We start from the raw sequence: 11,868 nt of genomic DNA, 5'->3' as shown, positions 1-11,868 counted from the left end.
CGGCGGGCTCTGGGATGCGCCGGCAGAGCGGTGCTGCTGGGGCGGGGGTTGGTGCGACCACGGCTGTCCCGAGGGCGGCGTGGGTGGCGGGAACTGCTCGGTCATGGTCGTCCCTCCTGGGCGTCCTCGCCCGGGATCGTGCCGGTGGAGCCCGCTGCGGAAGCGGCGGCGGCCGGGGTCCAGCCGAGCAGTGGCGCGAGCCGCTCGGCGATGTCGTGCAGGAGCTGCACATAGTCCTCGGGCTCGAACGAGAACGGCAGCGCGAACGCCACCTCCTCCACGCTCCGGAACGCCGGATCGGCCAGCAGCTGCTCGGCGATCTGCTCCGAGGTGCCGATCAGGTCGGCGGCGAACAGCATCCGCTTCGGGCCCTGCGGAACACCGACGCGGCCCGCCCGGCTCGCGCCGTACGCCTCGTACGTCGCGCGCTGGGCCGCACTCGCGGAATCGGTGGGCACCACCACGAGTCCCTGCGACACCCGGGCTGCCTCGCCCGCCGGATGCGCGGCCCGGTAGGCCTGCACCGTCCGGTACTGGTTCTCGGCGAAGTCGTCGCCGTGCTCGCCCTGCACCACGCTGGAGGTGAGCAGGTGGAATCCGTTCGCCCCGGCCCACTCGGCCGAGCGGATGCTGCCCGCCCCGTACCAGAGGCGATCCACCAGTCCCGGCGAATGCGGCTGCACGGTGTCGGCGAAGACCTCGATGCCCTGCGTGCCCTTGAAGTCGGAGATGACGTCGCCGCGCACGAAGTCACGGAAGCGCAGCAGGCGCGCGTAGTCGAAGTCCTCCTGCTCGAAGGTGTGCGGGTAGATGGCGTCCTTGAACCGGTCGACGTTCATGGGCCGGCCCGCCGAGAACCCCGGGTTGATGCGGCCGTGCGAGAGCAGGTCGACGGTGCCGAGGTCTTCGGCCAGCCGGAACGGGTTCTCCAGCCCGATCGGCACCACGGCCGTGCCGAGCTCGATGCGCGAGGTGCGCTGCGAGGCGGCGGCCATCACGGTGGCGGGGGAGGAGATGCCGTACTGCAGATGCCGGGAGCGCAGCCAGGCGCTGTCGAAGCCGAGGCGCTCGCCGAGCACGATCGTCTCCAGCGTGCTCTCGTGGCCGGCGACCGGATCGGCGGGATCGAACACCCCGATGGTCAAGAAGCCCAGCCGGCGCAGCGGCCGGTTCGCAGGGAGTTCGCTCACCCGCTCAGCCTAGGACCGCTGCGCCGCCGGCGGGCGTCAGTCTTCGTCGTCGAGACGGAAGCCGACCTTCAGGGTCACCTGGAAGTAGGAGATCTGGTCGTCTTCGAGCTCGCCGCGGGTGGAGACGACCTCGAACCAGTCGACGTTGCGCAGGGTCTTGGTGGCGCGGGCGAGGCCGTTGCGGATGGCGGCGTCGGTGCCCTCGGGCGAGGTTCCGACGATCTCGGTGATGCGGTAGGTGCGGTTGCTCATGCGGATTCTCCTTCGGATGGCGGCCGGATGACGGGCCGTTCGGCGGACAGCGGCCCCCAGGGAGCCGTTCGCTCGCGAGCCTATGCCGATCCGAGCCCGGCCGCTCCGCAGATGACGCTCCGTTCCGCCCCCGGGGGGCGATCGCGACCGGACCGGCGGTGTCACCACCGCGGCGGCCGCGGACCCTCTAGCCTGCTGAGGTGACTGCGAAGAACCAGCCCATCTCCGCCCGGGCCTGCGCCATCCTGAGTGTGCTGACCGCCGCCTTCTCGCTCTACCTCGTGAGCTCGACGGCCCGCGACGGTGGGCAGTGGACGTTCTCGGTGCTGGCGTGTTTCGTGCCGCTGCTGTTCGCGGCCCAGGGCATCCGGATGAGCCGGGAGCCCGGCGCCCCCTGGGTGCGGTTCAGCCTGGTGCTGTCGATCGTGGGCGCCGCGCTCGGCGTGGTGTCGTTCGCCGCCTTCTTCTGGCTGCTGGTGCATTCCACCTCTGCCTGACCCCGCCGTCGGGCAGCGGCGCGGCGCCGAGCTGCCCGACGGGTCGGCCTGACGGCCGAGTCCGCTAGCCGCGGGTCGCCTCGGCGAGCAGCTCGAGCACGTGCTGGTACTGCTCGCCGGTGGCGCGGGTCATGCCGAGCTCGCAGGTGCGGTTGCAGCTGGCGTGGGCCGAGGCGTTCGCGGCGCGCACCTCGGCGGCCTGCACGCGGGTGGCCGATTCGGTGAGCTCCGGATGCAGCATGCCGCGGTCACCGGCGAAAGCGCAGCATCCCCAGTCCTCCGGAATCAGCACGGTCGAGGCCACCGCCCCGGCCACCGCGTTCAGAGCGCCGTTGATGCCGAGACGGGTCGACGAGCAGGTGGGGTGCACGGCGAGCGACTCGAGCCTCTCGTGCTCGGGCAGGGCGGGCAGGATGCGCTCGGCCACGAACGAGATCGCGTCGACCACGCGCATCCGGGGCAGGGCGGTGTCGGCCTCGACGATGTGCAGAAAGCCCTCGGTGCACGAGGAGGCGTCGCTGACGATCGGCAGCTCGCCGTCGCGGGTGGCCCGGCGCAGCGACGCGAGCACACGGTCGCGCATGATCACGGCGCCCTCGGGGAGGCCCTTCGACGACCACGGGGTGCCGCAGCAGAGCGAGTCGATGTCGGTGGGCACGGTGATGGCCACGCCCGCGCGCTCGCAGAGCTCCTCGAAGCTCTGCTGCACGCCGGGGCCGCCGCCGGCCGGCCCGAACATGGTGTTGACGCAGGCGGGCACGTAGACCGCCTCAACGAGACCGGCGGCTGAGGCGGCTGAGGGGGCGGAGGGGGCGGCGGGGGTGCCGGATGCCTCGGCCGACCGGGCGGCGCCGGGCGCAGCATCCGTCCGCCCGAGCGATGTCGAACGCGAGCGCTTGCCGCCCCCGCCCGGCAGCTCCGGCGACCACAACGGCAGCACGTCGTCGCCGACGACCGCGCGCGCGAGCCGGTTCGGCCCGGTGAGCAGCGGGGCCGCCGCGGCCGGCAGCTTCGCGGTCACGGTCAGCGCCGCGCCCGCGAGACGGGTGGTCGCGTCCCAGTGCTGCGCGGCCGTCTTCCACACCGTCTTCTCCACGCCGGAGTGCTCGGTCTTGCGCAGCCGCCGCACGAGGTCGCCGGTGTTGATCAGCACGGGGCACGCCGTCTGGCACATGCCGTCGACGGCGCAGGTCTGCACGCCGTCGTAGGTGTAGTCCTTCTCCAGCTCGGCGGCCAGGGCGGTGTCGCCGTCGGCGGTCGCGGTGGCGATCGCGCGCTTCACCACGATCCGCTGCCGGGGCGTGAGGGTGAGGTCGCGGCTCGGGCACACCGGCTCGCAGTAGCCGCACTCCACGCAGCGGTCGGCCTCCACCTCGATGGTCGGCGTGCGCTTGATGTCTTTCAGGTGCACCTGAGGGTCGTCGGTGATGATCACGCCGGGGTTGAGCATCCCGCCCGGGTCGCAGAGCGCCTTCACCTCGCGCATCACCGCGTACAGCTCGTCGCCGTACTGCCGCCGCACGTACGGCGCCATCACGCGGCCGGTACCGTGCTCGGCCTTCAGCGAACCGCCCTCGCCGAGCACGAGGTCGACCATGTCCTCGGTGAACGCGGAGTAGCGCGCCAGGCCCGCGCCCTCGAACAGGTCGGTGAGCATGAAGTGGATGTTGCCGTCTTTCGCGTGCCCGAAGATCACGCTGTTCTCGTACTCGTAGGCCTCGAACAGTCGGATCAGCTCTTCGCAGGTGCGCGCCAGGTTCGGCACCGGCACCACCACGTCTTCCAGCAGCGCGGTCGTGCCCGAGGGGCGCGCGCCCGCGACGGTCGCGTACAGGCCCTTGCGCAGGTGCCAGAGCGAGGCGCGGGTCGCCGCGTCGCTGGAGAGCACGGCCGGAGCCTGCAGTCGCAGCCCGCCGAGCTCGCGCTCGCCGCCGGCCTGCAGGCCGGCCAGCTCCTCGGGCGTCGCCGCCTGGTACTCCACGAGCAGCGCGGCCTGCCGGTCGACCACGAGATCGCGGATGAGCGGATGCGCGTCGGCCTCCTGCTTGCCCACGCGCAGGGAGGTCGCATCCATCAGCTCCACGGCGGAGGCGCCGGTGGCGACGATTCCCGGCAGCGCCTCGTTGGCGGCCAGCAGGTCGTCGAAGAGCACGAGCCCGGTCGCCGCGTGAGCGTGCAGCGGCAGCGTGCGGAACACCGTCTCGGCCACGAAGCCGAGCGTGCCCTCGCTGCCGATCACGAGGTGGGCAAGCATCTGCGCCGGGTCGTCGTGGTCGAGCAGGGCGTTCAGGCCGTAGCCCATGGTGTTCTTCATCGAGAACTGGTGGCGCAGGATGCGGGTCGACTCCGGGTTGCCGCGCACGCGGTCGCGCAGGCGGAGGAGGCCCTCGAAGAGAGCCGGTTCGTCGTGCCGGAGCCGGGCATCCGCATCCGCAGCACCCGTGTCGACGACGGTGCCGCTCGGCAGCACGATCGTCATCGACTCGAGGGTCTGGTAGGTGTTGCCGGTGGTGCCGCAGGCCATGCCGCTGGAGTTGTTGGCGACCACGCCGCCGATGGTGCAGGCCGATTCGCTCGCCGGGTCGGGCCCGAGCTTGCGGCCGAAGCGGGCCAGACGCGCGTTCACCTGGCGCACGGTGGCGCCGGGCTGCACGCGCACGCGCAGGCCGTCGTCGAGCACCGTGATGCGGCGGAAGTTGCGGCGCACGTCCACGAGAACGCCGTCGGTGACGGCCTGGCCGCTGAGGCTCGTGCCACCGGAGCGCAGGGTGACGGGGGTGCCCGTGCGCGTGCCGGTGCGCAGCAGCCGGCCCACCTCGGCGGCATCGCTCGCGATCACCAAGGCCTGCGGCACCAGCAGGAAGTGCGAGGCGTCGTGCGCGTTGGCGTGCAGGTCGATGGCGCGGGTGCTCACCCGGGCGGGGTCGGCCACGCCCTCGCGGAACAGCTCGGCCACCGTCGTGCCGTGCAGGTTCGCGTCGTTCGGCCTCGCTGCCGGGGGTGCGGATGCGCCTCGTTGCGCCATGGACGTTCCTCTCGCCGTTGTCCGACAAGTTTACATAGATGACGAGTCGACGCCAGTAGGATGGAACGATCCGGTGGTCGGATGCGGGAGGGCGGCAGATGGTTCGGCGAATCGAAGCGGTGTCGGTGGTCGAGGCGGTCGGCGACGACATCCGCGGGCGCCTGTTCGCGGGGGAACTGGTGGGTGGAACGGCGCTCACCGAGGCGATCGTCGCCGAGGAGTACGGGGTGTCCCGCTCCACGGCCAAGGCCGCGATCGAGAAGCTCACCGCCGAGGGCCTGCTGCAGCGCGACGCCCACAAGCCGGCCCGGGTGCCCGTGCTCGACGCCGACGACGTGCGCGACGTCTACCGCACCCGGATGCGCCTGGAGAGCGAGGCGATCCGCGAACTGGCGGCGGCGCGTTCGGTTCCGCCGGCCGCCACCGAGGCGAACGCCCGGGTGCGCGCCACCGGGGCGGCGGCATCCATCGACTCGGTCGAACCCGACATGCGCTTCCACGCGGCGCTCGTCGTCGCCCTGGAGAGCCCGCGCCTGGAGCGGATGTACCTCTCCCTGGTCGACGAGGTGCGCCTGTGCATGGCGCAGGTGCAGGGCCGCCGCCTGCTCGACGTGCAGCAGATCGCCGACGAGCACCAGCAGATCCTCGACCACATCGCCGCGGGCGACGCCGACGCCGCCGTGCAGTGCCTGCACGGCCACCTCACCCGCGCCAGCGACCGCCTGATAGCAGCCCTCGCCGCCGCCCCCTGAGCGTCGCCGGCGCGGCGGTCACTGCAGGGACGAGGTGAGGCGCGCCAGGTTGTCCCAGGTCTTCTCGCCGAGCGGGCGGCGCAGCCACTCCTCGAGCGTGAGCTCGCGGCTGAGCGAGCGGTAGCGGTCTTCCACCTCGCGCATCCGGTCGACCAAAGGGCGGGAGTGCACGAGCATCGACACCTCGGCGTTCAGGCTGAACGAGCGGATGTCCATGTTGCTCGAGCCCACGATCGCCACGTCGTCGTCGATCGTGAAGTGCTTCGAGTGCAGCACCGCCGGTGCCCGGTAGAGGTGGATGCGCACCCCGGCCCGCAGAAGCGCCTCGTAGTAGGAGCGCTGCGCGTGGTAGACCAGCTTCTGGTCGCCGATCTCCGAGACGAACAGCTCGATGTCCAGGCCGCGGGAGGCCGCCGTGACCAGCGCCAGCAGGATCGACTCCTCCGGCACGAAGTACGGGCTCGTGATGCTGATGCGGTGCTCCGCCTTGTGGATCAGCGCCGCGAACAGCTTGAGGTTGTTGTCGTTGTCGAAGCTCGGCCCGCTCGGCACGGTCTGCAGGGCGACGGATGCCCCGGCTGCAGCGGCCGCATCCGGAACCTCGAGGAACGGCAGCAGCTCACCGCCCTCCGCCGCCCAGTCCGTGATGAACACCGCGTCGAGCTCGCGCGCGGCCGGTCCGTCGATCCGCATCATGAGCTCGACCCAGTGCAGTCCCCGCTTCACGTTCGACGGCTTCAGGTACGTCTCGTCGATGAGGTTCTGCGACCCGGTGAACGCGACGGCGCCGTCGACCACCACGAGCTTGCGGTGATTGCGCAGATCCGGCCGCTGCCACTGGCCGCGCAGGGGCCGCAGCGGCAGCATCGCGCGGAAGGAGCAGCCCGCCGCGGCCAGGAACTCCTGTGTCTCGCGCCGGTGCGGGTAGAGGAAGCCCGAGAGGTGGTCGGCCAGCACCCGCACCTCGACGCCGCGAGCGGATGCCCGGGCCAGCGCCTCGAAGAACGGGCGCGTCGAGTCGTCGAGCACCAGGATGTAGAACTCCACGTGCACGCGGACGTGCGCCGCATCGATCGCCTCGATCATCGCGTCGAACGACTCGGTGTAGCCCTCGATGAGCCGCGCGGTGTTGCCGCCGACCAGGGGCAGCGCCCCGAGCGAGGTGTTCAGCCGCACGATCGAGGGCAGCCACACCGGAGTCGCGGAGGGATCCGGCGGAAGCGCCGCCGTCGACGTCTGCGCCGCGAAATGCGCGTCGATCGAGCGCTGTTGCGCACGGCGCCGCTCGGGCAGCCGGCTCCGGCCCACCAGCAGGAAGGCGATCGTGCCGAGGAACGGGATGAACACGATGGTGAGCACCCAGGCGATCGCCGCCGACGGCCGCCGGTTCGCCGAGACGGCCACCGTGGCGACGAAGCCGAGCACGATGTGCGCGGCCAGCAGGACGAGCGCCAGGGTCTCGCCGGTCTCCAGCGGCGTCACGCGGTCGCCCCGGCCGGCCGCAGCCGCAGCATCCGGATCATGCCGCGTTCTGCCGCGGAACGACCACCTTCTTGATGATCAGCAGCACCGAGGCGGTCACCGGGCAGGCGATCAGCGCGCCCAGCAGCCCCAGCAGCGTACCGCCCACCATGGCGCCGATCAGCACCAGCGAACCCGGGATGCTGATCGCCTTGCCCACGATCCGCGGGGTGAGGAAGTAGGCCTCGAACTGCACGTAGACGAGCATCACGATGCCCACCGTGAGTGCGGTCTCCGGCCCGGCGAACAGCGACACCATGGTCACGATGATGAGGTTGATCACGCTGCCGACCAGCGGGATGAGCGTGATCGGGAAGGCGAGCGCGGCGAGCACCGGGGCGAACGGCACCCCGGCGATCGTGAGCAGGATGAAGGTGAACACCGCGTTGATGGCCGCCAGGATCACCATCCCGCCGAGGTACTTGCCGACCGACTCCATGATGGTCTCGCCGAGCTCCATCACGCCGGCCCGGCGCGAGGCCGGCACGAGCGAGTACAGGCTCGTCTTGATGGTCTCCAGCCCGGCCACGAAGTAGATCGTCAGCGCGATCACGAAGATCACGCCGAAGACGCCGTTCAGGATGCCGGCGCCCACCTTGAGCGCACCGCCGCCGACCGCGAACCAGGTGTCGGGGTTCGTGACGGTGGTGCGCACCCAGTCCAGCGCGGGCGTGAGCGCTCCGCCGAAGGAGTCGTTGGCGTCGATGAACCACTGCTGGTCCTGGATGTCGCCGAAGCCCTTGGGCAGGTAGGTGAACAGCTGTGTGAGCTGGTCGACCACGATCGGGATGACGAGCCAGGCCAGCAGCGCCACCACCACGATGAAGCCGGCGATCACGGTGAGCACGGCGCCGGTGCGGGAGAACTTGCGGGCCTCCAGCCAGCGCACCGTCGGGTAGAGCCCGAGGCACACGAAGAAGGCCACGAAGATCAGCGTGAGCGCGGTGCTCAGCGAGGCGACCGCGGCGCCGAGCAGCAGAGCCAGCAGCACGCCGAGGGTGGCGACGAACGCCACCCGGAACGGTCCTCCGCTCAGCAGGGCGATCCGCCGGGGTTCGTCGTTCGCCATGCTTCTCCGATCATCAGGCCGTCGATGCCCATCGTAGGGGCTGCGGCCCCCGGGGCTCAGGCCTCAGGGGCTCACCTCATCGTCAGCGCAGGACTACCTCAGTTCTTGCTCAAGAATCAGGGCCGGCAACAGACAGTCGGGGCACGAGAAATGCCTGGTCAGGTGTAGCGATTCGGAGTGGGTGACCGGGGGCCGGCCACGCGACACGCCCGTTTGCGCGGCGGTGCAGTGCGGGTAATGTTTCAACCGCCCCGAACGGGCCGCGCCGGTACCCCAAAGACCGAGCTGCGGATCACCCACCCGAACGGCGGCCCGCGACATCTACCCGGATGTCGTTAGTGTGATGCGCGCGGCTCACCCTGAGCGCCCCCGAGCTCGCCGCGCGCATCACACCCTTCTCCTGGCGGCCACAGTGACCACCTGCGCTCACGAGCGAACTACGCTTGTTCGGTGAGCCGCGCATCCGACACCCTTCGCCGTGCGCTGTGGGGACGCGGCGCCGGATTGCCGCGCGACGTGATCGTGCTCGGCGTCGTGGCGTTCTTCGTGATGCTGGGCTTCGGCGTGGTGGTGCCCGTGCTGCCCGTCTACGTGCGCAGCTTCGGTGTGGGCTACCTCGAAGTGGGCGCCGTCGTGTCGGCGTTCGCCGTGATGCGGCTGGTCGCCAACCCCTTCGTGGGCAAGCTGATCGACCTCGGCGGCGAACGCGTGATCCTGGCCGTGGGCATCGGCATCGTCGCGCTCTCCAGCGCGCTCGTGGGCCTTGCCGACACCTACCCGCAGGTACTGCTGCTGCGCGGAGCCGGCGGGGTCGGATCGGCCATGTTCTCGGTGTCGGCCATGAGCCTGCTGCTCGGCTCCGTCGACCCCGCGGTGCGCGGCCGGGCCGTCGGCTTCTATCAGGGCGGCTTCCTGATCGGCGGAATGGCGGGCCCGGCGGTGGGCGGACTGCTCGCCGGCATCTCGCTGCACGCCCCGTTCTTCTTCTACGCGGGCACCCTGGTGATCGCCGGCACCGTCGGGCTGGTGCTGCTCGAGCGGCGCATGCACGACCCGGCGGCGCCCCCGCCCGAGCCGCCCAAGCCGTTCCGGGAGGTGCTGCGCGACCGCCGCTACCAGTCGGCGCTGCTGGCGAACCTCGCCCAGGGCTGGTCGGCCCTCGGGGTGCGCAGCGCCCTGATCCCGGTGCTCGTGGTGGAGGTGCTGCACGGCGAGCCCGCCTGGACGGGCATCGCCTTCGCGGTCGCCGCCGTGGCCCAGACCCTCGCGCTGCTGCCGGCCGGCCGCTTCGTCGACTCGGTGGGCCGCAAGCCCGCCATCGTCGGCGCCTTCGCGGTGGGAGCCGTCGTGATGCTCGCCATCCCGCTGGTCACCTCGCTCTGGCTGCTGATCGTGCTGCTGTGCATCTACGGCGTGGCCGCGGCGTTCATGGGCACGGCGCCGGCCGCCTCGGTGGGCGATGCCGCAGGCGGGCGCGGCGGGCAGCCCGTCGCGGTCTTCCAGGCGGTGGCGGATGCCGGTGCCATCGCCGGCCCGCTGGTCGCGGGCCTCCTCGTCGACGCCTTCTCCTACGAGGCCGCCTTCGCCTCGGCCTTCGTGCTCATGGCCGCCGCCTCCCTCTTCGCCCTCCGGATGCCCGGCCGCACGCCCCCCGCGCCGGTCCCGGCCAGCTCGCCGTAGGTCGCGTCAGCGAGAGGGGGAGCGTCAGCGTCAGCGTCAGTGACGGGCGGACTGGGCCTCGAGCACCTCGGCGTAGCGGCCCTCGGCGGTGGCGAACCGCTGCCAGCGCACGCGGTCGACGACGATCTGCTCGGCGGCGGGGTCGGCCGCGAACAGGGCCATCACCTCGTCGAGGAACTGCTCGAGCGGCATCGCGTAGTCGGTTTGGTCCAGTCCCATCAGAGTGGTGCCGACCGCCGGGGGAACCAGCTCGACCACCTGCACGCCGGTGCCCTGCAGCTGCACGCGCATCGCATCCGTGAACGAGTGGATGGCGGCCTTCGTGGCGCTGTAGGTGGGCGTGGCCGGCAGCGGAACGTAGGCCAGGCCCGAGGAGACCGTCACAAAGGCGGGGCGGGCACCGGCCGAGGCGCGGGCGATCAGCTGCGGCAGAAAGGCCGAGGCCAGGCGGATCGGCCCGAGCAGGTTCGTGGTGACGGTGCGCTCGGCGATCTCGAGCGAGGCGGGTTCGGTGAGGTCTTCGGGCAGCATGATGCCGGCCATCGCGATCACGGCGTCGAGCTGCGGATGCGCCGCGAGCACCTCGTCGCGGGCGGCCAGGATCGATGCCGGGTCGGTGATGTCGACCTCGACCGTGCCGATGCCGGGATGCTCGGCGGCGATCTGCTCGAGCAGTGCGCGGCGACGGCCGCCCACGATGACCGTGTTGCCGGCGGCCTGGAAGCGGAGCGCGAGACCGAGGCCGATGCCCGAGGTCGCGCCGGGGATGAAGAGGGTGTTTCCGGTGATGTCCATGCCGGTAGTCCACTCCGGCCGGCGAGGGCGCACCAGGACACGCTCATCCACTGAATGCCAGGCAGTGGATAAGCGCGCGCCGACCCGTCAGAGTGGAGGGGCGGCCGGATGCGCCGCGGCAGGCGCCGGATGCGGCGGGAGAGGCGAGGAGCGCCGATGGATCGCACGGCTTTCGGAGAATTCCTCCGCACCCGCCGTGAGGCGCTGCAGCCCGAAGACGTGGGCCTTCGCCGCGGCAGCCGGCGGCGCACCAGCGGCCTGCGCCGCGAGGAGGTCGCCGAGCTCTCGGACATGTCGGCCGACTACCTGGCCCGGCTCGAGCGCGGCGACGGGCCGCAGCCCTCCGAGCAGATGGTGGCGGCGATCGCCCGCGGGCTCCGGCTCACGATCGACGAGCGCGACCACCTGTTCCTGCTGGCGGGCCTGCGCCCACCCGGCCGGGCCGCGTCGAGCGAGCATGTCAGCCCGGGGCTGATGCGCATCCTGGACCGCCTCGCCGATACCCCCGCGCAGATCATGGGTTCGCTCGGCGAGACGATCGTGCAGACCCCGCCCGCGGTCGCGCTGCTCGGCGACCAGACGCGGCACACGGGCCGGATGCGCAGCTCGACCTACCGCTGGTTCGCCGATCCCGCCTCGCGGGACATCTATCCGCGCGAGGACCAGCCGCGGCACGCCCGCGTGCAGGTGGCCCAGCTGCGCCGCGCCGCCGCCCAGCGCGGACCGGATTCCGAGGCCGCCGAGATGGTGCAGCACCTGCTGGCCCAGAGCCCCGACTTCGCGGCGCTGTGGGCCGAGAGCGAGGTCGGCCTGCGGTACACCGAGGAGAAGCGCTTCGCGCATCCGGAGGTCGGCGAGCTCTCGCTCTACTGCCAGGTGGTCTACGACCCCGACCAGGCGCAGTCGCTGCTCGTGTTCACGGCCACCCCCGGGTCTCCCAGTGCCGACAAGCTCGCGCTGCTCGTGGTGCTCGGCGCCCAGGTGGTGGCCGCCGGCTGAGCGGGTGACCGCAGACCTGCCACTTCTCAGAAGTCGCCGCCTTCCGCCCCGACTTGCCAGAAGTTGTGGCAAGTCGCGGGGTGCCCAG

Annotated in this window: 10 protein-coding genes; 4 read left to right on the top strand and 6 right to left on the bottom strand. The window is 71.6% G+C overall.

Translation table 11 applies throughout. The annotated features are described in order from the left end of the window. Window positions 1-101: 101 nt before the first annotated feature. Window positions 102-1,190, bottom strand: a complete 1,089-nt coding sequence (locus Q0D75_RS15570; protein ID WP_291055364.1) for an LLM class flavin-dependent oxidoreductase — start codon at window positions 1,188-1,190, stop codon at window positions 102-104. 36 nt (window positions 1,191-1,226) lie between these two features. Next, window positions 1,227-1,442, bottom strand: coding sequence for a dodecin (locus Q0D75_RS15565; RefSeq protein ID WP_291055361.1), 216 nt, complete (start codon window positions 1,440-1,442; stop codon window positions 1,227-1,229). A gap of 200 nt (window positions 1,443-1,642) precedes the next feature. Between Q0D75_RS15565 and Q0D75_RS15560 the strand changes: the two genes are divergently transcribed. Continuing rightward, window positions 1,643-1,939 carry a hypothetical protein gene (locus Q0D75_RS15560; protein ID WP_291055358.1) on the top strand — a complete coding sequence of 99 codons (297 nt, stop codon included), beginning with the start codon at window positions 1,643-1,645 and terminating at the stop codon, window positions 1,937-1,939. Between the two features lie 64 nt (window positions 1,940-2,003). Here the strand turns inward: Q0D75_RS15560 and Q0D75_RS15555 are convergent, their stop codons facing one another. Then, on the bottom strand, window positions 2,004-4,964 hold the full coding sequence (locus Q0D75_RS15555; RefSeq protein WP_291055355.1) for an FAD-binding and (Fe-S)-binding domain-containing protein: 2,961 nt from the start codon (window positions 4,962-4,964) through the stop codon (window positions 2,004-2,006). Between the two features lie 98 nt (window positions 4,965-5,062). Here Q0D75_RS15555 and Q0D75_RS15550 point away from each other — a divergent pair, with 98 nt between their 5' ends. Beyond that, complete coding sequence (locus tag Q0D75_RS15550) at window positions 5,063-5,716, top strand: GntR family transcriptional regulator (protein WP_291055353.1); 654 nt, start codon at window positions 5,063-5,065, stop codon at window positions 5,714-5,716. Between the two features lie 18 nt (window positions 5,717-5,734). On the opposite strand, the gene cls is transcribed toward Q0D75_RS15550, so the two are convergent. After that, complete coding sequence (gene cls, locus Q0D75_RS15545) at window positions 5,735-7,198, bottom strand: cardiolipin synthase (RefSeq protein ID WP_291055351.1); 1,464 nt, start codon at window positions 7,196-7,198, stop codon at window positions 5,735-5,737. A gap of 37 nt (window positions 7,199-7,235) precedes the next feature. Next, window positions 7,236-8,306, bottom strand: coding sequence for an AI-2E family transporter (locus Q0D75_RS15540; protein ID WP_291055349.1), 1,071 nt, complete (start codon window positions 8,304-8,306; stop codon window positions 7,236-7,238). A gap of 450 nt (window positions 8,307-8,756) precedes the next feature. On the opposite strand from Q0D75_RS15540, the gene Q0D75_RS15535 reads away from it, so the two are divergent. Beyond that, window positions 8,757-9,986 carry an MFS transporter gene (locus Q0D75_RS15535; RefSeq protein ID WP_291055347.1) on the top strand — a complete coding sequence of 410 codons (1,230 nt, stop codon included), beginning with the start codon at window positions 8,757-8,759 and terminating at the stop codon, window positions 9,984-9,986. A 36-nt stretch (window positions 9,987-10,022) separates the two neighbouring features. Here the strand turns inward: Q0D75_RS15535 and Q0D75_RS15530 are convergent, their stop codons facing one another. Continuing rightward, window positions 10,023-10,781, bottom strand: coding sequence for an SDR family NAD(P)-dependent oxidoreductase (locus Q0D75_RS15530; RefSeq protein ID WP_291055345.1), 759 nt, complete (start codon window positions 10,779-10,781; stop codon window positions 10,023-10,025). 156 nt (window positions 10,782-10,937) lie between these two features. On the opposite strand from Q0D75_RS15530, the gene Q0D75_RS15525 reads away from it, so the two are divergent. Next, window positions 10,938-11,780, top strand: coding sequence for a helix-turn-helix transcriptional regulator (locus Q0D75_RS15525; RefSeq protein ID WP_291055343.1), 843 nt, complete (start codon window positions 10,938-10,940; stop codon window positions 11,778-11,780). Window positions 11,781-11,868: the final 88 nt, after the last annotated feature.

The organism is Herbiconiux sp. (assembly GCF_023264855.1).
In the GTDB taxonomy this organism is placed as follows: domain Bacteria; phylum Actinomycetota; class Actinomycetes; order Actinomycetales; family Microbacteriaceae; genus Herbiconiux.
Note: the sequence above shows the minus strand (reverse complement) of the source record. Positions and strands in the feature narration are given on the sequence as shown.